Here is a 21,399-nt window from a genome sequence, read left to right as displayed (position 1 = left end):
ACCAGGGCGGCGAGCTCAGACGCCGGCCAGCTCGTCCTCGCGGAAGTGGGCCCGGAATTTGCCGAAGACCACCACCACCGGCAGGGTCGGGCTGATCGGGCGCCCCTTCCAGTCGTTCAGCACGTTGAGCACCTCGCCCTGCTGCCCCTCCATGTCGTAGGCCTCCCCCCGGTGCTGGGGGTGGTTGTAGACGACCACACTGCGGCACACCCTGACCTGATCACCTGGCTGCATGACCACTGGGACGCTCTGCGCGGACATCCTGTCATGGGGCTCAGCGCTGGCAGGCGCTCTCCGGCCCGGCCTCGACCACCCGCCCGCCCAGCTCCCGGCAGGCCTCCTGGAAGGCCTGCCACTCGTCCATGCCGGCGGCGATGCGGCGCTGCACCAGGGCATCCAGCTTCTGCCCGGACACCGTGTGGGGCAGGGAGCCGTGGCTGTCGTGCTCCCGGTCCTTGCCCTGGAGCTGGTCGAGGCCCTTCTTCACCTCCTGCCGCAGGGGCTCGCTCTGCTGGCGCCACCAGGGATGGTCGATGCGGTTGAGGCTGTCGAGGGCTTCCCACCAGCGCTTCTGCTTCACCAGCAGCGTTGCCCGCTCCAGCTGGGAGCGGTTGCGGTTCCAGATGGCCTGCAGGTCGTCGCCCATGGCGCTGCCGTCGTCCTTGCGCTCCTCCCCCAGGGGGGCGAGGGCCGCCAGGGCACCCTGCAGATCGCCGGCCTGGAAGCGGGTGCGGGCCAGGGTCCGCAGCTGGCGCTGCCAGCGCGCCAGCTGCTGGCGGTCGGAGGGGGTGCCGGCCCGGGAATTGATCACCTGGCGCTGCAGCCGCAGGGCCTCGCTCCACTCCTCCTGCCCCCAGAGCTGGTCGGCCTTGGCCCGCAGGCAGCGGCCCCGATCGAAGGGGGTGCGGCCGGGCAGCCAGCTGAGGGCCGCCAGCTGCTCGCTGTAGCGGAGGCAGTCGTCGAGGCGGCCGCTGGCGGAAGCCTGCTCCAGGCGCACGGGGAGCTGGCGCTCCCACCAGTAGCCCAGGCCGATGGCGGCGGCAACCGAACCCAGGGTGATGGCCAGCCAGAAGCGCGGGAGTCTGTGCCGGCGGAGGGCCAAGGGGGGAGAAACAGCACGGTGCCCCTCCGTTGTATGCAACGGCAGCGACCGGCGCCCGGTCGCGGGGGCAGCCTGGTCGGCGTCCACCACCGGGGGCCGCCATCGCCCGGCCCACGGGGCGCTCAGCGCACCGGACCCAGCGGGCGCGGCTCGCTTCGCCCCCCGTCCGCGGCGGCCTCCAGGTCGTCCCAGGCCACCAGGAGCCGGGCCCGGGCATCGATGGAGAACCGCAGCCGCAGCCGGTCGACGCCGCGCTGACCGGGGGAGGCCAGGGGGATGGTGAGCGGCGACGGGGACCAGGGCCGTACCGGGGCTGCCCCCGCCGGCCGCTCGCGCAGCACCGGCAGCCCCGCCTCGAAAACCACCTCGGCCCGCTCCTCGGGCAGGGGCTCCCCCAGCACCAGCTCCAGTTCCTCCTGGCCATCCTGGCTGCAGGCCAGCACCAGCTCCAGGGGCTGCTCCGTCGGCCAGCTCTGGCCGGCCACGAACAGGGGATGCCAGCGGTGGGCGGCGCTGCGCCGGTCCCAGCAGCGCAGGGAGACGCCGCGGGCCAGCACGTCCCGGACCTGGACGCCGGGGGTCAGGGCCAGGGCCCCCAGGGCCACGGCCTCCACCGGCCGTTCGCCCCGCAGGGGCACGCCGGGGCAGCGGCCCTCGAGCCAGCGCCGGATCAGGGGGATCCGGCTGCTGCCCCCCACGGGCAGCACGGCGTCGATGTCGCCCAGCCCCAGCCCCTCCCGGCGGGCGGCCGCCAACACCGCCTCCAGCAGACCGTCGAGCAGCTGCGGCAGGCCGCGCTCCTCCAGCAGCCGCTCGAAGGCCGGCCGGGTCAGGGTCAGCTCCCGGAAGGACCCGGCTGCCGCCTGGATCTGCCGGGCTTCGGGGGCGTCGCTGAGCTGGCACTTGATCCGTTCGGCGAGCTGCAGCAGGCCGCCGTCGGCGGGCCCGTCCGGGCAGAGGCGGGCCGCGATCCAGCGATCGATGTCCCGCCCGCCCAGGGCCACCCCCGCCTTGCCGATCACCCGGGCGCAGCGCAGGCTCTGGCCGCTGCGGGTCAGGTCCCGGCCGGCGAAGCGCAGCAGCTGGGCGATCGGCGCCGCCCGCCCCTCGCCGCCCTCCAGGGCCACCAGGGAGAGATCGATCGTGCCGCCACCCATGTCCACCACCAGCACCCGGCTTCCGGGGGGCAGGCCGGCGCCGATGGCGGCGGCGGTGGGCTCGTCCACCAGGGCCAGCTCGGGCACGGCCAGGTCGCGGCAGGCCCGCTCCAGCCAGGCCCGGTAGCCCCGGTAGGTCTCGATCGGGGCGGTGAGCACCAGCCGTTCCGGCACCAGCTCCGCCGGCAGAGCCCGCCACAGCCCCTCCAGCAGCAGGGCACCGGCCCTCTCGGCACTGAGCCAGCCCGGTGAGGGGCCCGTCGCCGGGGCTCCGATCTGGCGCTTGAAGTCCCGACAGAGGCCGGGGTGATCGCCATCGGCCAGGGCCGCCTCGAGCACCTGCCGGCCGATCAGGGGCCGTTCGGCATCGGGGGCCTCCAGCCACAGCAGGCTGGGCACCACGCAGGGGTCGCCGCAGCTGTAGGGCGGCAGGGGCAGCAGGCCGGGGGGGCCCTGGCGGTCCTGCCAGGCCACCACGGTGGTGCTGCTGCCCAGGTCGATGGCGAGGGTTCCGCTCATGGTGAGGGTTCCGCTCATGGGTTAACGGGTGGCTCCCCTTCTAGGCCGGTGCCGGCCGGAAAGGGCGGGCCGGTGGGCTGATCTAGGGTGTTGAGATTGATGATCAGGCCCGCATGCCGAGCAGCGAACTCAACGCCAAGGAACTGGCCCAGCGGGGGGAGAGCCTGATCCGTCACTCCAGCAACCGCTACCTGACCACCGTTCGCATCGCTTTCCGGGCCAAGCAGCGCCGCTTCGATGATTTCGACGGCCTGCTCGACGACTCGATGATCAAGCCGGTCCAGCGGGCCATCATCGAGCTCAGCGACGAGCAGGACCAGCCCGACCTGCTGCCCGGCTGAGGCTCCCCGCCACCCTGCCGTGGAGATCTGCGAAGGCCCCGGCTGGCGGCTGGTGGTGGATCCCACCCGGGCCCCCTTCATCGCCCTGATCGGCGGGGACGGCTGGGCCAGTGAACTGACCGCGGCCGAATTGCGCGCCTTGCGGCAGGCCGCCAGTCGCCTCACCGCCCAGCACCGGGCCATGGCCGATGTCCTGATGGCGGAGGAGGCCGTGGCCATGGAGGTGGAGCTGCCGATCGGCGACCCCGAAGCCGGCGGCGCCGGATGCCTGTGGCTGGGCCTGGAGGGTGACCGTCACCAGTGGACGCTGCAGCTGGTGCTCACCCCCACCCCGGGAATCCGGGGCATCGAGGGGGGCTGGAGCGCCGCCGCCAGTGAGGCGTTCAGCGCCGCGCTGGAGCGCCTGAGACCCGCTGAGCACGGCGGCGGGGATCAGGATTGGTGATCGTTGGCGGATTCCGCAGCCGGCCCCCCGGTTTTGCACCGTTTCTCCCCAGGGCGGCGACGATCACCGCTGGCCCCTGGCTCCGGATGGGGAGAAGCGGCCCGCGTCGCCACCGCCGCTTGACAGGGCAAGGCCAGCGCTCCTGAGCAGCGACGGCGGCCCCGGAGGTGCTCCACAGCCCTTGCGGCGGCTGGTGTCTCAGACTGGGACAGGGCAGGCATGGCCGCCGGTGGCGGCGTTTGACGCGGCCCCTCGGGTGTGGAGAAGTGGCTCACGCGCTGCCAGGAATCCGCGATGCCCCGCCCGAGAACACTGCCGCTGGACGGGGCCGAGTCTCTGGTGAGCCTGCGGGCAGATGTGCCCGCGCCGCTGCTGGAGGCCATGCGGGAGTTCATCGAGCAGCACCCCAACTGGGACCAGTACCGGCTGTTCCAGGCCGCCCTGGCGGGCTTTCTTGTGCAGAACGGGATCCGCAACCGCGGGGTGACCCGCTGCTACCTGGCCAACCTGTTTCCCGGCCACCAGGCCTTCTCGGCTCCGGCGGCCTGAGGTCCCGGCCTCAGGCGTCCGGCTCCACCCCCAGCAGGCGGAACAGCCGGGCGGCGCTGGCGTCGCTCACCGGCAGGATCGAGAGGCGATTGCCCCGGCGCACCACCGGCAGGTCTTCGACGCTGAACGCTTCCCGCAGGGCCTCCAGGCTCAGCATCGTCGGAAAGGTGGCGCGATAGGCCAGGCGTACGCAGTCCCAGCGCGGTGCCTCGGGCTTGGAGGCCGGATCGAAGTACTTGGAGGCGGCATCGAACTGGCTGGGGTCCACCAGCCCCGTCTCGACCACCTCCATCAGGCCGACGATGCCCGGCGGGCTGGCATTGGAGTGATAGAAGAAGGCGCGATCACCGATCTCCATGGCGCGCATGAAGTTGCGGGCCTGGTAGTTGCGGATGCCGTCCCAGAGGGTGGTGCCCTCCGCCTGCAGGTGGTGGATGCCGTAGACGTCCGGCTCGCTCTTCATCAACCACCAGGCCATGGTGCGTCCGCCTCAGCTGTCAGTCTCGAGGGCCAGCACCAGCCGGCGGAAGTGGTCACCGCGGGCCTCGAAGCTGGTGTACTGGTCGAAGCTGGCACAGGCCGGGGAGAGCAGCACCCCTCGGCAGCCGAGAGCGGGGGCCAGCGTCGCAGCGAGGGCCACCGCGCCTTCCAGGCCGTCCGCCTGGTTCACCACACCGCCGTAGCCGCTCGACTCCAGCAGGCCGGCGAACTCCTGACGCGCCGCGCCATAGAGCACCACCGCCGCGGCCCGCTCGCGCAGCTGCTCCAGCCAGGCCCCGGCCTCCCCCTGCTTCGACTGGCCACCGGCCAGCACCACCAGGGGACCCTCCAGGGCCCGCAGGGCCACCTCGGCCGCGTCGTAGTTGGTGGCCTTGCTGTCGTTGAACCAGGTCACACCGTTGAGGCTGCGGAGGCGCTCCAGCCGGTGGGGGACACCGGGGAAGCTGCGGCAGGCGGCCTCCATCGCCGCCGGCTCCAGCCCGGCCTGGAGCCCCACCGCCACGGCCAGCAGCAGGTTCTGGCGGTTGTGGGCACCGGGCATGGCCAGGGCGGAGGCCGGAAACAGGGGGCCCTGGCGGCCCCGCACCTGCTCGTCGTCGTCGATCCAGAGCACCGGATCGAAGCCCGGCGGCAGCGCCGTCCTGGGGCCGGCGGTGATCCAGTCGGCCCGGTCCCAGCTGTCGGCGTGCTGGCGCAGATCGGGATCGTCGGCGTTGAGGATGCGGACGCGGGAGTTCTCCAGCAGACGCCTCTTGATGGCCCGGTAGGCGGCCAGGGTGCCGTGGCGCTCCAGGTGGTCGGGGGTGAGGGTGGTCCAGACACCGATCGCCGGTGCAACGGCGGGGGCGGCCTCGATCTGGTAGCTGCTCAGTTCCACCACCAGCCAGTCCGGACGGGGGGCCTGCTCCAGACGCCGCTGCAGCACCACCTCGGCGGCGGCGATGCCGACGTTGCCGCAGAGGGGCGCATCCCTGCCCGCCTGCTGCAGCAGGTGATGCACCAGGCAGGTGACGGTGGTCTTGCCGTTGGTGCCGGTGATGCCGATCCAGGGCACGTCGCGGCTGGCCTGCCAGGCGGGCACGATCTCCCCCTGGACCTGCACCCCCCGGGAGCGGAGCGCCTCCAGCACCGGGTGGTTCCAGGGAATGCCCGGGCTGACCACCACCGCCGCCGGCGGCAGCGGCAGGCCCCGGAACGCTTCAAGGCTCAGGGGCACCCCCAGCCGCACCACGATGGCCTCGCGCTCCAGCTGGGCCGCCAGGGCGCGCTGCTCCGGCGTGTCACCGCTCTCGATGACCACCACGGTCTCGCCGCAGGCCTGCAGCAGCCGTGCCGCCCCCAGACCCGACCGGCCCAGACCCACCACCACCGTGCAGGACAGAGGTGCAACGTCCTCGGCGGGACTCACGCTGGCTGACTCACACTCACGATCGGCCGAGGGTAGCAGCGAAGGGATCGCTGAACCGAACCGGGCTCGAATCGGGAGAATTAAAATCAATCAATGGGCGATACTGGAATCGAACCAGTGACTCCTACCGTGTCAAGGTAGTGCTCTACCTCTGAGCTAATCGCCCGCGTTCGGGATGACCGAAGCGGCGCCTGCCACAGACAACAACCTTAAACAGCCCGATGAAGACCGAGATGGATTGTCGTTGAGATGGATGGTCCTCGGCGGGAAGAACCATTCGCCGACAGCTGACCTTTCACAGTCGATCCGTCGGATCTGTTCCTACTCGCCGGCCTTCCCTCCTGTCAACTTGCGCCGCCGGGCCCTCAATGGCGCTCCAGCCGGATCCGGAAACGCTCCCGCTTGGTGGCTTCGATCGCCAGCACCTCCAGCTCCCCCCGTCCCTCCAGCTGGACCCGCGCCCCCACCGCCAGGGGCTGGCTGGGGCTGCTGACCACCGTCCAGTCGAGGCGGACGGCCCCCTGGCGGATCAGGGTGGCCATGCGGTTGCGGGACAGCCCGAAGCCGGCCGAGGCCAGGGCATCCAGCCGCAGGGAGGCCTCCACCGTGGTGAGCTGGCGGGGCAGCCGGCGGGCCGGCAGCTGCAGGGCCTCGATGGGCCGGGCCTCGAATCGCACCGGCACCGTGCGCACCAGGCCCTCGGTCCCGTCCAGCCGCCGGGCCAGGGCCTCGCTGACGATCGCCTGGCCGCCCCGATCGCCCCGCAGCCACAGGTCTCCCCGCTCCGCCGCCGTGGCCCCGGAGCCGGCCAGCCCCTCGGCCATGTCGGCCGCCGAGGCGGGATCGAAGAGGAAGTTGCCGCTGATCTCCAGCCCCAGCAGGGTGGGGGCCGTCGGCTCCTGTCCGGTGCGTGCCAGCAGCAGGCAGCGGCGCTCGGCACCGGGGTGGCCGCCGTCACTGGCGAGGCTCAGCTCGCTGAGGGCGCCGAGCCGGTCCTCGGCTTCCTCCCGCACCGCCGCCTCGAGAAAGCCGCTGACCTGGGGCTCCCAGGTGCGCAGGGCCGTCTCCGCCAGGCTGAACAGGGCCCCGAGCTCCTCCGGGTGGCGACTCCCCTCCAGCAGGTCCCGTCGTGGAAGCATGGGCGCCGCGCCTCAGGTGTCGTCCAGCCGCACGACCGCCGTCGGTCGCGCCAGCTGGATCGTGGTCCAGGGGATCTCCCGGCCGGCGGGGGCCTCCAGCAGCAGCAGCCAGCAGCCCTCGTCGAGCCTGTTGCGCAGGATGCGGATGCGGTCGTCCTCCTCCGAGCTGACGCTGGCGGCGGCGGCGAAGCTGCCCATCCAGCCGGAGCCCATGCCCAGCAGACCGCCGATCAGGGGCTCCCCATAGGCCCCGGCGAAGCTGAACGTGTGCAGATCGGTGATCTGGGTGAAGGTGAGCCCGGCCAGGAAGCCGAAAGGCAGGAGCCAGCGCACCATCGACCGCTGACGCCGCCGCCGGGCCGCGGCCGGATCCAGTCGCTCGACGCTGGAGAGGGGCGCCTCACCGCTGCCGATCACCACGACCCGGCTCAGGGCCGGCTGAAGCGCCTGCAACCGATCCCGCAGGGCATGCAGGCGGTCCCGGTCGTCCAGCACGACCACCACACTCAGGGACATGGGCTCGTCTCCACACCGCTCTCTACACTGCACCTCCGGCCTGCCCCCCTGGGGGCGCACCCCCCGCCCTCCCCACCGCTGCCGGACATGACGAAGGTTCTGGTCTCCGATCCCATCGACCAGGCGGGGATCGACATCCTCTCCCAGGTCGCCCAGGTGGACGTGCGCACGGGCCTGAGCCCGGAGCAGCTGGTGGCGTGCATCGGTGAGTACGAAGGGCTGATGATCCGCTCCGGCACCCAGGTGACCGCCGACGTGATCGAGGCCGCGAGCCATCTGCGCATCATCGGCCGGGCCGGCGTGGGCGTCGACAACGTCGATGTGCCCGCCGCCACCCGGCGCGGCGTGATCGTCGTCAACTCGCCGGAGGGCAACACGATCGCCGCCGCCGAGCACGCGCTGGCGCTGATGCTTTCCCTGTCACGCCATGTGCCCCACGCCCACGCCAGCACCATGGCCGGCGGCTGGGACCGCAAGACCTACGTCGGCAACGAGCTCTACAAGAAGACCCTCGGCGTGGTGGGCCTCGGCAAGATCGGCTCCCATGTGGCCCGTGTCGCCCGGGCCCTGGGCATGGACGTGGCCGCCTACGACCCGTTCATCTCCGCCGAGCGCGCCCAGATGCTGCAGGTGCGGCTGCTGCCCCTGCCCCAGCTGTTCGCCGAAGCCGACTACGTCAGCCTGCACCTGCCCCGCACCCCGGACACCGAGAACCTGGTCAACGCGGCACTGCTGGCCACGATGAAGCCCACCGCCCGCCTGGTGAACTGTGCCCGCGGCGGCATCATCGACGAGCAGGCCCTGGCCGATGCGGTCGAGAACCGCGTCATCGCCGGCGCGGCCCTCGACGTCTACGCCAAGGAGCCGCTGGCGGCGGATTCCCCCCTGCGCCTGGTCAAGGAGCGGCTGATCCTCACCCCGCACCTGGGCGCGTCCACCGAAGAGGCCCAGGAGAACGTGGCCATCGACGTGGCCGAGCAGATCCGGGACGTGCTCCTGGGCCTGCCGGCCCGCAGTGCCGTCAACATCCCCGGCCTGACCGCCGAGGTGATGGAGCTGCTCAAGCCCCACCTGCAGCTGGCCGAAACCCTGGGCCTGCTGCTCAGCCAACTGGCCGGCGGCCAGATCAGCGAGCTGGAGGTGCGCCTGCAGGGCGAATTCGCCTCCCACCCGGCCCAGCCCCTGGTGGTGGCGGCGCTCAAGGGCATCCTTTCGGCCGCCCTGGGCGACAGCATCAACTACGTCAACGCCACCCTGGAGGCCAAGGAGCGCGGCATCCACGTGCTCGAGGTGAAGGACGACGCCAGCCGCGACTTCGCCGGCGGTTCGCTGCAGCTCAGCTCCCGCAGCCCGCGGGGCAACCACAGCGTCACCGGGGCGGTGTTCACCGACGGTGAACTGCGCATCACCACCATCGACGAGTTCCCGGTGAACGTGACGCCCAGCCGCCACATGCTGTTCACCCGCCACCGGGACATGCCCGGCATCATCGGCCAGCTGGGCTCGCTGCTCGGCGAGCACAACGTGAACATCGCCTCGATGCAGGTGGGCCGCCGCATCGTGCGCGGCGACGCCGTGATGGTGCTGAGCCTCGACGACCCGATCCCCCCCAGCCTGCTGGCGGTGATCCACGGCATCAACGGCATCCAGGCCGCCCACCCGGTCACCCTCTGATGGGCCTGGTCTGGTGGCGGCTGGAGATGGCCGCCCCGGCCGAGCTGGAGGAATCCCTGCTCTGGAAGCTGCCGCTCCTGGGCGTGACGCGGGTGGCGCTCCAGCACCCGCCCGAGGCGCCGGAGCAGCGGCAACTGCTGGCCTGGCTGCCGGAGAGCGACTGGCCCGCCGACCAGCGCCAGGAGCTGGAGCGGGCCCTGGCCCCGCTGGGGGAACCCTTCCAGGTGGCGCTGCCACAGGTCCACTGGCGGCGGCAGGCCGATGAGGACTGGAGCCTGAGCTGGAAGAGCCACTGGCGGCCCGATCCGGTGGGGGAGCGGCTGCTGGTGCTGCCGGCCTGGCTGGAGGTGCCGCCCGAGCAGGCCGGGCGGCTGGTGATCCGCATCGATCCGGGCAGCGCCTTCGGCACCGGCAGCCACCCCACCACCCGCCTCTGTCTGGAGGCGCTGGAAGCCCTCGCAGGCGAGCGGACGCGGGCGGGACGTGGAGCGGACCTGGAGGGGCTGCGGGTGGCCGATCTGGGCTGCGGCAGCGGCATCCTGGGCCTGGCCGCCCTGCGGCTGCGGGCGGCCAGCGTGGCCGCCGCCGACACCGACCCCCTGGCGGAGCGGGCGACCCGCCAGAACGCCGCCCTGAACGGCCTGGCCCCCTCCGCGCTGGCCGTCACGACGGGCTCGGCGGAGGCCCTGCTGGCCCTGCTGGGGGGGCGTCCGGCGGAGCTGCTGCTGTGCAACATCCTGGCGCCGGTGATCGAGGCCCTGATTCCCTGGTTCGGACAGCTGCTGAGCCCCGGTGGCGTGGGCCTGCTCAGCGGTCTGCTGGTGGATCAGGCGCCAGGCCTGGAGCGGGATCTGGCGGCGGCGGGCTGGCGGGTGGAGGGGCGGGTCGAGCAGGACCGCTGGGGCCTGCTGCGGATCCGTTCAGCATCGGATGTTGCATAAGGCACGCTGATCTGTGTCCTGGCTTTGATTGGGCTTCCCGGCCTGCGGGCCCAAGATCGCCGGGAAAGCCCCCTGTCGGATGTAGGAAGGGCGGGTCCTACAGGCCCTGGCTGCCGGGTGTCTGTGAGCTCCAATCTCTTCCATGGCTTCCTACAAGGTCACCCTCGTCAATGAGAGCGAGGGCCTGAACAAGACCATCGAGGTTCCTGACGACCAGTACATCCTCGACGCCGCCGAAGAGCAGGGCATCGACCTGCCCTACTCCTGCCGCGCCGGCGCCTGCTCTACCTGCGCCGGCAAGCTCACCTCCGGCACCGTCGACCAGTCGGATCAGAGCTTCCTCGACGACGACCAGATCGAGGCCGGCTTCGTCCTCACCTGCGTCGCCTACCCCACCTCCGACTGCACCATCAAGACCCACACCGAAGAAGAGCTCTACTGAGCTCCTCGCCGGGCGCTCCAGGCGGATCGCCCCCCTTGAACCCCGCGTTCTTCTCCGCCACCCTCAGGGGTGGCTTTTTCATGGCACCTCAGGTGGACACCGTGCTGGCCTCCGGCAGCGAACATCCCAGCCCCGGCGGCCAGTACAGCTACCGGGTCCTGGGGCCCTGCTGCCGCCTGTTCGATCGGGAGGAGCTCCCCTGGCCCTGCTGCCGCCTGGCCTGGCGCAGCAAGGAACCCAGCTGGCGCCGGGTCGGCCGGCGTTTCGTGCCCGACCTGGCCGCCCGCCGCTGCCCCTCCTACGCCGTGGAGCTGCTGCAGCCGGGGGCCCGCCCCACCCGTACCGTGCTCACCCTGTTCCCCCAGCGCCTGGCTCCAGCCCTGCAGGAATGGTGGTACAGCAAGCTGCCGGGGTCGCTGGAGGCCGGCAACCTGGCCCCACCACCGCCGGCCGCCTGAACCGCCTGCCACGGACCCCCTGAGGTGCCGGCGGCCAGACACAAAAAAGCCGGCCGGTGCATGGCCGGCCGGCCGGTGTGGGCCGGGAGGATCAGAAGTAGATCTTGCCGCCGCCCCACTGGACGCCCTGAACCTTGGGGGCCACCAGGATGTAGCCGGCGATCAGGCGCAGGTCCTCGTCATCCAGATCGCGCATCTTCACGAACACGTCGCTGCTGCGCAGGCTGGGATGGACGTCGGCGATGCTGTACTCCCCGTCGTAGGAGGTGGGGTCCTTCATGTAGTCGACCAGGGCGTCCACCGAATCCCGGGCCGGGGTGGCCAGGGCGAGGGTCTCGGGATCCAGGCCCACGTTCTGATTGGTCTTGGTGATGCCACCGGCATGGCAGGTGCCGCAGCTTTCGTTGAAGAGCTTGCGGCCGGTCTTGACCTCCTTCTCGCTGAAGGTCACCAGGGTGCCGTCGGGGGAGACGGGCACGGTGAGGTCCTCGGCGCTCCACTGGGCCGCGGCCGCGGGGCCCGCGAAACAGACCAGCAGGGCCAGGGGAAGGATCAGCAGCGTCCCGACCACGGCACGGAGGGAGCTGCGAAGGGAAGCGGTGCGACGGACAGCGCTGCGACGGACGACTGACAGCGGGGCGGCTGAGCGAAGGAGGGGGGCCATGGGAGAAGCCGGCGGAATGGCGGTCGGACCGCAACTGAGACCTTGTATCACGGGCGACGGGTTCCCCGGAACGGAATCACGCGAACTGTTGCAGGCTCAGCCCGCCGTCCCCACCGAGAGACTGAGGAAGTCCTTCGCCACCACCGTCTCGGGGAAGATGGCCCGGGCCTCGGCCACCAGGTCGTCGGGGGTCATGGGATTCCCCGCCACATACCGGGGGCTCAGGTGGGTGAGCACCAGCTGCTTCACGCCCGCCTCCAGGGCGGTCTGGGCCGCCATCGTGCTGGTGGAGTGCTGGCGGGCGATGGCCAGCTCCGCCTCGCCATGGGAGAAGGTGGATTCGTGGATCAGCAGGTCGGCGCCGCGGGCCAGGGCCACCGCCGCCTCGCTGAACACGGTGTCGGTGCAATAAACGACACTGCAGCCGGGTCGGGGCGGCCCGCACAGGGCCTCGCCGCGGATCACCCGACCGTCGTCGAGGGTGACGCTGCGGCCGGCCTTGAGCTCGGCGTAGACCGGCCCGGGGGGAATGCCCAGGGCCCGGGCCCGCTCCACGTCGAAGCGGCCGGCCCGGGGCTTCTGATCCACCCGGTAGGCGTAGGCCGGCACCCGGTGGGTGAGCGCCGTGCAGCGCACCGTGATGTCGTCGTCGTCGAGCACCAGGGTGCCGCGGGCGGCGGCGTCCTTCACCCGGTGGGTGCGCAGGGGATAGCCGATGCGGGTCGAGGAGGTGCGCATCACCCCCTCCAGGTAGTCGCGCAACGGGTCCGGTCCGTAGAGATCAATGCCGGCGCAGCTGCCCGCCAGGCCCAGGCTGGCCAGCAGCCCGGGCAGACCGAAGACATGGTCGCCGTGCATGTGGGTGACGAAGATCCGGCGCAGCTGGGACACCCGCAGGTCGCTGCGCAGGAACTGGTGCTGGGTTCCCTCGCCGCAGTCGAACAGCCACAGCTCGGCCCGTTGGGGCAGCCGCAGAGCAACGGCGGAGACATTGCGGGCGCGGGTGGGAACGCCGGAGCTGGTTCCCAGGAAGGTGACCTGCACACCCTGGCTGCCTCAGAGCGCATGCTGCCACGGCGCCGGCCGCACCGTCGTCCCGCCCGCCATGGCGCCGGCCGGTGCTCTGGCTGGCGCCATGGCGTCGCCAGGAAGACCCGTCCAGAATGAGCCGTTGTCGCTCGCGCACGCTCGTGACCCTCCTCCGTTTCGGATGGCGCGCCGGCCTCTCGCTGGCCCTGCTTCCCGCCGCCGTCGCGGCGCCGGTCCCCACGGAGGCGAGGGCACCGGCTCCCGTCGTTCGGGTGCTGCTGCGGGAAGCCCCCACCCTGGAGCTGGAGGCCGGCAGCACCGTGCTGCGCCTCGGCGACGCCTCGGGGCGCACCCTGGTGGAGCTGGCTCCGGGGGCCCGGCTGCAGCTGGTGCGCAGCGGGCCGGCCCTGGAGGCCAGGCTGGAGGGACCGACCGGGTCGCCCCGCCGGCTGGCGCTGCCGTCGGGCCAGGCCTGGATCGATCCCGCCCCGGGGCGGGGGAACGGCGGCGAGGCCGTGCTGACCCTGCAGCAGCGCCGTTACCGCGGCCGCCTGCTGGTGCGCAGCGAGGGCGATCGCCTGCAGGCGATCAACCTCATCGATGTCGAGAGCTACCTGCCGAGCGTGGTGGGCAGCGAAATGCCGGCCAGCTGGCCGCTGGCGGCCCTGCGGGCCCAGGCGGTGGCGGCCCGCACCTACGCCCTGCGCCAGCGCCGGCCGGCGGAGCCCTTCGACCTCAAGGCCACCGTGGCCAGCCAGGTCTACAAGGGGGTGGAGGCCGAAACCGACTCCACCCGCGAGGCCGTGCGCAGCACCCGCTCCCAGGTGCTGGTGCATGGCTCCTCCCTGATCAACGCGGTCTTCCACAGCAGCAGTGGCGGCCTGACGGAGAACAGCGGCGAGATCTGGCGTCAGCAGCTGCCCTACCTGGTCAGCGTGCCCGATTTCGACCAGGCCAGCCCGGTGCATGTCTGGCAGCTGCGCGTCGAGCCCGACAAGCTGGCCCGGGCTTTCCGTGAGATCGACGGAGCCTTCCGCATCGAGGTGCTCTCCACCACCAGCTCCGGTCGCATCCGCCAGGCCAGGGTGACGGGCCCCCGTGGCTCGCTGCTGCTCTCCGGCGCCGAGCTGCGCCAGCGGCTGGGCCTGCGCAGCACCCTGGCCCGGTTCGACTTCGAAGCATCGCCCCAGGCCGTCCCCTTCCCGCCGCCGCTGCCGTCCCTGGAGGGCGTCTTCACCCCCGAGGGGATCCGTTCCCTGGCCTCCGGCCTGGTGCAGGCCCCCTGGCGGACCCCCCGCCCGCCGGCAGCGCCCACCCTTTTGGTCAGCGGCCGGGGCTACGGGCACGGGGTGGGCATGAGCCAGTGGGGGGCCTATGCCCTGGCCCTGCGTGGCGAGGACTACCGACAGATCCTCCAGCACTACTACCAGGGGGCCAGGATCCAGCCCTACTCCTCCCTTTGAGACCCAACGCCGGCAGCGCCCCGGCCGTCGCCACCATCGCGCCGGTCGTCCTGGCCGATGCGGCGGCGGTGGCCGAGCGGGTGGCGGCCCTGCTGCTGGCCGACCGGCTGCGGCCGGACCGGCCCCTGGGCCTGGCTACCGGACGCACCATGGAACCGGTCTATGCCGCCCTGGCCCGGCGGCTGAAGCGCCTGGAGCCCGCCCTGGCGACGACGGTGCGTGCGGGCTGGAGCAGTTTCAACCTCGACGAGTACGTGGGGCTGGGGCCCCAGGATCCCGCCTCCTTCGCCGCCACCATGGCCCACCAGCTGGTGGAGCCCCTCGGCCTGGACCCGGAGCAGGTGCGGCTCCCCGATGGGAGGGCCGACGATCCCGATGCCGAAGCGATGCGCTACGGCGCCGCCGTGGCCGCCGCCGGCGGCATCGGCCTGCAGCTGCTGGGCCTGGGCCTCAACGGTCACGTGGGCTTCAACGAACCCCCCGCGGGGGCGACGGTGGCCTGCCGCTGCCTGGCCCTGAGCGCCCCCACCCGCCGCCAGAACGCCGGTGCCTTCGGGGGCGATCCCGGCGCCGTGCCCCGGCGGGCCATCACCCTGGGGATGGCCGAGATCCTCGCGGCCCGTCGGGTGCTGCTGGTGGTGACCGGCAGCGCGAAGGCGGCGATCCTGCGCCGCGCCCTGCGGGTGCCCCCCACGCCGGAATTGCCCGCCAGCTGGTTGCAGCACCACCCTGCCCTCACGGTGATCGCCGACGCCGAGGCCATGGGCTGAGCGCCTGCCGGCGCGGAGGCCGGGGCGGACGCCTCAGCCGGGCAGGGCCGCGTCCATCAGGGCCTCATCCGCCTCGAGATTGCTGGTGACGCTGCGCACGTCATCGAGATCCTCGAGCACATCCAGCATGCGCAGGCAGGCGGCCAGCACCGCGGCGTCCTCGAGGCGGCAGGGCAGGGAGGCGATCCAGCGATGCTCCCACCCGGCCAGCGGCAGCTGCAGGTCCCGGAGCCCGTCCTGGAGGGCTTCGAGGTCGGCATAGGCACCGAACACGTCGACACCCTCGGCATCGATCTCGTAGCCCGCCGCCGCCGGGCCACCCCGCTCCTCGAGGGCCAGCAGGTCCTCCAGCAGGCGCTCCTCGTCGGCGCCGGGCAGGACCAGCCGCACCACGGAACGCTGCTCGAACAGGTAGCTGACGCAGCCGGTCTCACCGAGGTTGCCGCCATGCTTGCCGAAAGCCAGCCGCAGGTCGGCGGCGGTGCGGTTGCGGTTGTCGGTGAGGGCCTCGATCAGCACGGCCACGCCCCCCGGGCCGTAGCCCTCGTAGCGCACCGCCTCGAACAGGTCGGCCCCGCCACCTCCCTGGCCGCTTCCCTTGGCCACGGCCCGCTCGATGTTGGCGTTGGGGAGCCCCGCCACCTTGGCCTTCTCGATGGCGGTGCGGAGCTGGAAGTTGCCGGCCGGATCGGCACCGCCGCGAGCCGCCACGGTGATCTCCCGCCCCAGGCGCGTGAACAGCGCCCCACGCCGGGCGTCGACCACCGCCTTGGTGCGCTTGATCTGGGCCCATTTGCTGTGGCCGGCCATCGCGAAGTCGCAGGGGGTTCAACCGGCGGCGTCGAACACCAGCCGGGGCAGGAGCAGGCCCTTGCCGTCGGCACGGGCGATGCCGGCCAGATTGCCATCCGGCGTGAGCACGGCGACCGCTCCCTCGGGCGACTGTTCCACCGTACGGGGCAGGGAGCGGCCGCAGCGCCAGGGGGACAGCTGGGCGGGATCGAGGCGCTGGCGCGGCAGGTCCACCAGCACATCAAGGGGATCCAGCAGGGGGGGGAGGGGGCCGCTGACCAGGCGCTCCATGGAAATGGCCTGGTGCAGACCGAAACCGAGGGCGGCGGTGCGGCGCAGGCTGGCCAGGGCGCCGCCGCAGCCGAGGGCTTCCCCCAGATCCCTGGCCAGGGCGCGCACATAGGTGCCGGCGGAACAGCGCACCTCCAGCTCCAGGCGGCCGCGCTCGGCGTCCCAGCCCAGCAGGTCGAGGCCATGGATCCGCACCGGCCGCGCCGCCAGTGCCAGCTGCTCCCCCGCCCGCACCCGGGCGTAGGCCCGCTGGCCATCCACATGCACAGCCGAGACCTGGGGGGGAACCTGGAGGATCTCTCCCCGGAACCGGGCCAGGGCCCGCTCCAGGGCCTCGGGGTCGAGGGGCGGAACGGCCGAGCGCTGCAGCACCTCGCCCTCGAGGTCGTCGGTGCCGGTGCGCACGCCCAGCTGGACGGTGCCGCGGTAGGTCTTGTCGCCGGGCAGGTAGGGCAGCAAGCGGGTGGCCGGGCCGAGGGCGATCGGCAGCACGCCGGTGACGGCCGGATCAAGGGTGCCGCCATGGCCCACCCGCCGCAGGCCGTAGGCGCGCCGCACCCTGGCGACGCCGTCATGGGAGGTCAGGCCGGCGGGCTTGTCGAGCACCAGAAAACCGCAGCCGTGGCGCGACGGGGGGGAAGGGGGCAGCCTGGAGGGACCTTCTCCCATGCTCAGGCGCCGATGACGCTGCAGGACCGGCGCGAGGTGACCTTTCTGGTGCTGGCCGGCATCTTCCTGGGGACCATGGGCATGCTCAACATCCTGGGGCTGACCCGGTTCCTCCACCTGGGCAGCATTGGCTCCTTCCCGATCATCGTGGCGGTGGGGGCCCTGCCGTACCCCGTCACCTTTCTCTGCACCGACCTGATCAGCGAGATCTGGGGCGAACGTCGCGCCTCCCAGGTGGTGTGGGTGGGTCTGATGCTCAACGGCTGGATCGTCCTGGTGCTCTGGCTTGGTGGCATCCTGCCGGGCCTGGACGGATTCGGTGGGATGGCGGGCCTGCCGGCCGACCCCCAGGCCGAAGGGGTGCCGGTGTTCTTCGAGGTGCGTCGGCTGGCCTTCGGCGCCGTGGGGGCCTCGATGGCCGCCTACATGGCCGCCCAGTTCACCGACGTGCGGTTATTCCATTTCTGGAAGCGCCTCAGCAACGGCAAAGCCCTGTGGCTGCGCAACAACGGCTCCACCCTGATCAGCCAGATCGTGGACACCTCGGCGGTGGTGCTGATCAGCCACTACGCCGCCCATGTGCTGCCGATCCGACCGGACGAGCCCGTGCTTCCCCAGCTGGGGGTGTTCATCGCCAGCGGCTACGTCTTCAAGCTGGTGGCGGCCCTGGCCGACACCCTGCCCTTCTATTGGCTGGTGGGTTGGCTCAGGGGCTACCTGGAGGTGCCGGGGGACGGGGCCGAACTGGCGGACGCCCCCCCACCCGGGGTCTAGGCGCCGACGGCGATGTTGATGCGCTTGCGGTTGCGCAGGCCACGCTTGATGGACTCGAAGCTGACGACGCCGTCCACCAGGGCGAAGAGGGTGTCGTCGGAGCCGCGGCCCACATTGACGCCGGGGATCACGGAGGTGCCGCGCTGGCGGATCAGGATCGAGCCGGCGCTGACGGTCTCACCGCCGTAACGCTTGACGCCGAGGCGCTTGGAATTGGAGTCGCGGCCATTGCGGGTGGAACCTGTGCCTTTCTTGTGGGCCATGGGGACGGGGAGACGGGAGAACGGGGGGAACTGGGAAAGAAGCTGGGGCCCGATCAGGCGATCGACTTGCCGCCCACCTTGATCGACTGGACCATCACCCGGGTGAGCTCCTGGCGGTGGCCGTTCTTGCGGCGGGTCTTCTTCTTGGGACGCATCTTGTACACGATGATCTTCTGGCCGCGGCGATGGGCCATCACCTTGAGCTCCACCGTGGCGCCTTCCACGTAGGGCTGGCCCAGGGTCGTGCCGGAGGCGTCCTTCACCAGGAGCACGTTCTCCAGGGTCACGGTGGTGTCGACCTCGGCGTTGAGGCGGTCGAGATCGACGTAGCGATCGGGCTGGAGCCAGAACTGCTGGCCGGAGGCCTCGACGATGGCGTAGGCGCCGGTGGCATCGCCCTGGGCACCGGTGGTGGTTGTGCTCAGAGGCTCCTGCTCGGGGGCTTCCTTCTGGGGGGCTTGGGTCATCGCTCTGGGGGCGTGGCCAGGCTGGCGGCAGGTAGCCGCCATTGAGCCTGGGCGCACGGAATCGAAAGACAGAACTAAGATCCTCCCGTCCGGGCCACCCTTCCGTCAAGAATCAGCTCGGCCAGGGGATCTCCCCGCCGCAGCGGTCGATGCCCCAACCGGTTCTCAACATCCTCTCCCTCATCCAGACCCCGGCCCTGGCCGAGGCCTGCGGCCAGTGGCTCAGGGGCGGTCGCTACCAGCTGGTGCCGGTGGATCCCACCGCCGGCCCCCTCGAGCAGCTGGAACAGCGCCGCGAGGACTTCGACGGGATCCTGCTGGAGGAGGGCGCCGTCGACGGGACCTTCTTCGGCAGCCTCCACGACCAGGGCCTGGAGCTGCCGGCCGTGCTGATCGGCCCAGTGGACGGCGAGGTGAAATTTCACGACGCCGAGGTCCGTCTCCCCCCCGACCAGCTGGAGCAGCTGAGCTACAGCCTGGACGCGGCCGTCTCCCGATTCCTGCGCAGCAACACCCTTCCGGCCAGCAGCGAGGCCAAGGCCGCCACGCCCGACGGCTGGAAACTGCCGAACCGACTCAACGGGCGGCTCGGGTACCTGGGCGTGTACTACAAGCGGGATCCCTCCCGCTTCCTGCGCAACCTGGAAGCCGAGGAACGCAATGAGCTGCTCGACTCCCTGCGACGCACCTACCGGGACCTGCTGATCAGCTACTTCAAGAACCCCGCCGCAGCCAACCAGGCGATCGAAAGCTTCGTGAACACCGCCTTCTTCGCCGATCTTCCAATCACAAAAATGGTCGAAATCCACGTGAATCTGATCGAGGAGTTCCGAAAACTGCTGATGCTCAAAGGACAGAAGAACGACTTCCTCCAGGACTACCGGCTGGCCCTCCTTGACGTCATGGCTCACCTCTGCGAAATGTATCGACGCTCCATCCCACCGGACCTCCCCATCGCGTCCGCCGTCGCGGCCGAATCCTCCAGTCCCTCCGCCTGAGACCCTGCCATGACGTTCCGAAAGACCTACATCCTCAAGCTCTACGTGGCGGGCAACACCCCCAATTCGATGCGGGCCCTGAAGACGTTGCGCGACATCCTGGAGTCCGAGTTTCGCGGCGTCTACGCCCTGAAGGTGATCGATGTGCTCAAGAATCCCCAGCTTGCGGAGGAGGACAAGATCCTGGCCACCCCCACCCTGGCGAAGATCCTGCCGCCGCCGGTGCGGCGGATCATCGGCGATCTCTCCGACCGGGACCGGGTGCTGATCGGCCTGGATCTCCTCTACGAAGAGCTCACCGAGGACTTCAAGCTCGACGTCGATGACCTGGAAGCCGGCGGTGTACCCACGTCTCCAGAAACCTCCTGAGCCCTGATCGAGGCCTGCCGAAGCCATCCGGGCCAGGCCAGGCCAGCGTCAACCCCGTTTCCCCTCCGAACCCTCGCCCTTCCATCTCTTCGATGCCGGATCCCAACGACCACGACGCCGCTGCCAATCGAATGCAGATGCAGAAACTCCCCACGGGGATCGAAGGTTTCGATGACATCTGCCATGGCGGGCTGCCGATCGGCCGATCGACCCTGATCAGCGGAACATCGGGAACCGGCAAGACGGTGTTTTCCTTGAATTTCCTCTGCAACGGCATCCGGCAGTTCAACGAGCACGGAATTTTCGTCACCTTCGAAGAATCCCCCCTCGACATCCTGCGCAACGCCTCCAGCTTCGGCTGGAACCTGCAGGAAATGGTCGAACAGAACAAGCTGTTCGTCCTCGATGCCTCCCCGGATCCCGATGGTCAGGAGGTATCGGGCAGCTTCGACCTCTCCGGGCTGATTGAGCGGATCCACTACGCGATCCGAAAATACAAGGCGCGGCGGGTGGCCATCGACTCCATCACCGCCGTCTTCCAGCAGTACGACGCCATCTCCGTGGTGCGGCGCGAGATCTTCCGGCTGATCGCCAGGCTGAAGGAGATCGGCGTCACCACGGTGATGACCACCGAACGGGTCGATGAGTACGGGGCCATCGCCCGCTACGGCGTCGAGGAATTTGTCTCCGACAACGTGGTGATCCTGCGCAACGTGCTGGAAGGGGAACGGCGGCGCCGCACGGTGGAGGTGCTCAAGCTCCGCGGCACCACCCACATGAAGGGGGAATTTCCCTTCACGATGGGCAGCCACGGCATCAGCGTCTTCCCGCTGGGGGCGATGCGCCTCACCCAACGCTCCTCCAACGTGCGCCTCAGCTCCGGCGTGCCCCGGCTGGATGAGATGTGCGGGGGTGGCTTCTTCAAGGACTCCATCATCCTGGCGACCGGCGCCACCGGCACCGGCAAGACCCTTCTGGTCAGCAAGTTCGTGGAGGATGCGTGCCGCAGCAAGGAACGGGCGATCCTGTTCGCCTACGAGGAATCCCGCTCCCAGCTGCTGCGCAACGCCACCAGCTGGGGCATTGATTTCGAGCAGATGGAGCAGGACGGCCTGCTCAAGATCATCTGTGCCTATCCGGAATCCACGGGCCTCGAGGATCACCTCCAGATCATCAAGACGGAGATCAGCCAGTTCAAGCCGTCCCGGATGGCGATCGATTCCCTCTCCGCCCTGGCTCGGGGGGTCAGCCACAACGCCTTCCGGCAGTTTGTGATCGGGGTGACCGGCTATGCGAAGCAGGAAGAGATCGCTGGATTCTTCACCAATACGTCCGAAGAATTCATGGGGAGCCATTCGATCACCGACTCCCACATCTCCACCATCACCGACACCATTCTACTGCTGCAGTATGTGGAGATCCGCGGCGAAATGGCCCGGGCCCTGAACGTGTTCAAGATGCGTGGGTCCTGGCATGACAAGGGCATCCGGGAATTTGTGATCACCGGCAACGGGCCGGAAATCAAGGATTCCTTCGCCAACTTCGAGCGCATCATCAGCGGCGTCCCCCATCGCATCACCACCGACGAACGGGCCGACCTGGGCAGGATCATGCGCAGCATGGATGGGGAGAGTTGAACAGCCGCGTCAGGCCCAGCA

At 70.7% G+C, this 21,399-nt stretch carries 26 protein-coding genes and 1 tRNA gene; 13 read left to right on the top strand and 14 right to left on the bottom strand.

From position 1 onward, the window contains the following. Positions 1-15: 15 nt before the first annotated feature. From VB738_RS06955 to VB738_RS06945, 3 genes are all read right to left on the bottom strand, one after another. Positions 16-234, bottom strand: coding sequence for a ferredoxin-thioredoxin reductase variable chain (locus VB738_RS06955; protein ID WP_323305051.1), 219 nt, complete (start codon positions 232-234; stop codon positions 16-18). Between the two features lie 40 nt (positions 235-274). Next, a complete protein-coding gene (locus VB738_RS06950; RefSeq protein WP_323305050.1) occupies positions 275-1,102 on the bottom strand; it encodes a hypothetical protein in 828 nt (275 codons plus the stop codon). Between the two features lie 122 nt (positions 1,103-1,224). Further along, entirely contained in the window at positions 1,225-2,778 is a 1,554-nt protein-coding gene (locus VB738_RS06945) for an Hsp70 family protein (RefSeq protein ID WP_323305049.1), read from the bottom strand. Positions 2,779-2,891: 113 nt separating this feature from the next. Between VB738_RS06945 and VB738_RS06940 the strand changes: the two genes are divergently transcribed. From VB738_RS06940 to VB738_RS06930, 3 genes are all read left to right on the top strand, one after another. Further along, positions 2,892-3,119 (top strand): DNA-directed RNA polymerase subunit omega, encoded by a 228-nt coding sequence (locus VB738_RS06940; protein ID WP_015110657.1) that lies wholly within the window; start codon positions 2,892-2,894, stop codon positions 3,117-3,119. 19 nt (positions 3,120-3,138) lie between these two features. After that, a complete protein-coding gene (locus VB738_RS06935; RefSeq protein WP_323305048.1) occupies positions 3,139-3,564 on the top strand; it encodes a DUF1818 family protein in 426 nt (141 codons plus the stop codon). Positions 3,565-3,858: 294 nt separating this feature from the next. After that, the gene (locus tag VB738_RS06930) at positions 3,859-4,113 is read left to right on the top strand and encodes a DUF2811 domain-containing protein (RefSeq protein WP_323305047.1); all 255 of its coding nucleotides are present in this window, start codon (positions 3,859-3,861) and stop codon (positions 4,111-4,113) included. 10 nt (positions 4,114-4,123) lie between these two features. Here the strand turns inward: VB738_RS06930 and VB738_RS06925 are convergent, their stop codons facing one another. The 5 genes from VB738_RS06925 to VB738_RS06905 all read right to left on the bottom strand — a co-directional run bounded on the left by VB738_RS06925 (position 4,124) and on the right by VB738_RS06905 (position 7,677). Continuing rightward, positions 4,124-4,591: an EVE domain-containing protein gene (locus VB738_RS06925; RefSeq protein ID WP_323305046.1), complete on the bottom strand. Its 468-nt coding sequence runs from the start codon at positions 4,589-4,591 to the stop codon at positions 4,124-4,126. A gap of 12 nt (positions 4,592-4,603) precedes the next feature. Then, positions 4,604-6,022, bottom strand: coding sequence for a UDP-N-acetylmuramoyl-L-alanine--D-glutamate ligase (gene murD / locus VB738_RS06920; protein ID WP_323305045.1), 1,419 nt, complete (start codon positions 6,020-6,022; stop codon positions 4,604-4,606). Positions 6,023-6,116: 94 nt separating this feature from the next. Continuing rightward, a tRNA-Val gene (locus VB738_RS06915) sits at positions 6,117-6,188 on the bottom strand. 199 nt (positions 6,189-6,387) lie between these two features. Beyond that, the gene (locus VB738_RS06910) at positions 6,388-7,161 is read right to left on the bottom strand and encodes a photosystem II S4 domain protein (RefSeq protein ID WP_323305044.1); all 774 of its coding nucleotides are present in this window, start codon (positions 7,159-7,161) and stop codon (positions 6,388-6,390) included. Positions 7,162-7,173: 12 nt separating this feature from the next. Next, entirely contained in the window at positions 7,174-7,677 is a 504-nt protein-coding gene (locus VB738_RS06905; protein WP_323305043.1) for a hypothetical protein, read from the bottom strand. Positions 7,678-7,764: 87 nt separating this feature from the next. Between VB738_RS06905 and serA the strand changes: the two genes are divergently transcribed. The 4 genes from serA to VB738_RS06885 all read left to right on the top strand — a co-directional run bounded on the left by serA (position 7,765) and on the right by VB738_RS06885 (position 11,192). After that, positions 7,765-9,351 (top strand): phosphoglycerate dehydrogenase, encoded by a 1,587-nt coding sequence (serA, locus tag VB738_RS06900; RefSeq protein ID WP_323305042.1) that lies wholly within the window; start codon positions 7,765-7,767, stop codon positions 9,349-9,351. Continuing rightward, entirely contained in the window at positions 9,351-10,292 is a 942-nt protein-coding gene (gene prmA, locus VB738_RS06895) for a 50S ribosomal protein L11 methyltransferase (protein WP_323305041.1), read from the top strand. Before serA ends, prmA begins: the two co-directional genes overlap by 1 nt. A 142-nt stretch (positions 10,293-10,434) precedes the next feature. After that, complete coding sequence (locus tag VB738_RS06890; RefSeq protein ID WP_015110648.1) at positions 10,435-10,734, top strand: ferredoxin; 300 nt, start codon at positions 10,435-10,437, stop codon at positions 10,732-10,734. Between the two features lie 80 nt (positions 10,735-10,814). Next, positions 10,815-11,192, top strand: a complete 378-nt coding sequence (locus VB738_RS06885) for a hypothetical protein (RefSeq protein WP_323305184.1) — start codon at positions 10,815-10,817, stop codon at positions 11,190-11,192. Positions 11,193-11,283: 91 nt separating this feature from the next. On the opposite strand, the gene psbV is transcribed toward VB738_RS06885, so the two are convergent. Continuing rightward, on the bottom strand, positions 11,284-11,856 hold the full coding sequence (psbV, locus tag VB738_RS06880) for a photosystem II cytochrome c-550 (RefSeq protein ID WP_323305040.1): 573 nt from the start codon (positions 11,854-11,856) through the stop codon (positions 11,284-11,286). 96 nt (positions 11,857-11,952) lie between these two features. Continuing rightward, complete coding sequence (gene rnz, locus VB738_RS06875) at positions 11,953-12,900, bottom strand: ribonuclease Z (protein WP_323305039.1); 948 nt, start codon at positions 12,898-12,900, stop codon at positions 11,953-11,955. Between the two features lie 146 nt (positions 12,901-13,046). Between rnz and VB738_RS06870 the strand changes: the two genes are divergently transcribed. Then, positions 13,047-14,348 (top strand): SpoIID/LytB domain-containing protein, encoded by a 1,302-nt coding sequence (locus tag VB738_RS06870; protein WP_416233157.1) that lies wholly within the window; start codon positions 13,047-13,049, stop codon positions 14,346-14,348. Then, the gene (locus VB738_RS06865) at positions 14,345-15,118 is read left to right on the top strand and encodes a glucosamine-6-phosphate deaminase (RefSeq protein ID WP_416233156.1); all 774 of its coding nucleotides are present in this window, start codon (positions 14,345-14,347) and stop codon (positions 15,116-15,118) included. The genes VB738_RS06870 and VB738_RS06865 overlap by 4 nt, the downstream gene beginning before the upstream one ends. Before the next feature lie 33 nt (positions 15,119-15,151). Here VB738_RS06865 and VB738_RS06860 read toward each other — a convergent pair whose 3' ends face one another. Together VB738_RS06860 and truB are read right to left on the bottom strand one after the other, a co-directional pair. After that, positions 15,152-15,928 carry a YebC/PmpR family DNA-binding transcriptional regulator gene (locus VB738_RS06860; RefSeq protein ID WP_323305037.1) on the bottom strand — a complete coding sequence of 259 codons (777 nt, stop codon included), beginning with the start codon at positions 15,926-15,928 and terminating at the stop codon, positions 15,152-15,154. Positions 15,929-15,946: 18 nt separating this feature from the next. Beyond that, positions 15,947-16,870 (bottom strand): tRNA pseudouridine(55) synthase TruB, encoded by a 924-nt coding sequence (gene truB / locus VB738_RS06855; RefSeq protein ID WP_323305036.1) that lies wholly within the window; start codon positions 16,868-16,870, stop codon positions 15,947-15,949. A 12-nt stretch (positions 16,871-16,882) separates the two neighbouring features. On the opposite strand from truB, the gene VB738_RS06850 reads away from it, so the two are divergent. Beyond that, positions 16,883-17,644 (top strand): queuosine precursor transporter, encoded by a 762-nt coding sequence (locus VB738_RS06850; RefSeq protein ID WP_323305035.1) that lies wholly within the window; start codon positions 16,883-16,885, stop codon positions 17,642-17,644. On the opposite strand, the gene rpmA is transcribed toward VB738_RS06850, so the two are convergent. Next, complete coding sequence (gene rpmA / locus VB738_RS06845; protein WP_106220342.1) at positions 17,641-17,907, bottom strand: 50S ribosomal protein L27; 267 nt, start codon at positions 17,905-17,907, stop codon at positions 17,641-17,643. The genes VB738_RS06850 and rpmA overlap by 4 nt on opposite strands. Positions 17,908-17,960: 53 nt before the next feature. Further along, complete coding sequence (gene rplU / locus VB738_RS06840) at positions 17,961-18,374, bottom strand: 50S ribosomal protein L21 (RefSeq protein WP_323305034.1); 414 nt, start codon at positions 18,372-18,374, stop codon at positions 17,961-17,963. Between the two features lie 149 nt (positions 18,375-18,523). Here rplU and VB738_RS06835 point away from each other — a divergent pair, with 149 nt between their 5' ends. From VB738_RS06835 to kaiC, 3 genes are all read left to right on the top strand, one after another. Continuing rightward, positions 18,524-19,372, top strand: coding sequence for a circadian clock protein KaiA (locus VB738_RS06835; RefSeq protein WP_323305033.1), 849 nt, complete (start codon positions 18,524-18,526; stop codon positions 19,370-19,372). 9 nt (positions 19,373-19,381) lie between these two features. Continuing rightward, positions 19,382-19,741 carry a circadian clock protein KaiB gene (kaiB, locus tag VB738_RS06830; protein ID WP_323305032.1) on the top strand — a complete coding sequence of 120 codons (360 nt, stop codon included), beginning with the start codon at positions 19,382-19,384 and terminating at the stop codon, positions 19,739-19,741. Positions 19,742-19,833: 92 nt separating this feature from the next. Beyond that, entirely contained in the window at positions 19,834-21,378 is a 1,545-nt protein-coding gene (gene kaiC, locus VB738_RS06825) for a circadian clock protein KaiC (RefSeq protein ID WP_323305031.1), read from the top strand. The last annotated feature ends 21 nt before the right edge of the window (positions 21,379-21,399 follow it).

Source organism: Cyanobium gracile UHCC 0139 (assembly GCF_034931325.1).
In the GTDB taxonomy this organism is placed as follows: domain Bacteria; phylum Cyanobacteriota; class Cyanobacteriia; order PCC-6307; family Cyanobiaceae; genus Cyanobium; species Cyanobium gracile_B.
Note: the sequence above shows the minus strand (reverse complement) of the source record. Positions and strands in the feature narration are given on the sequence as shown.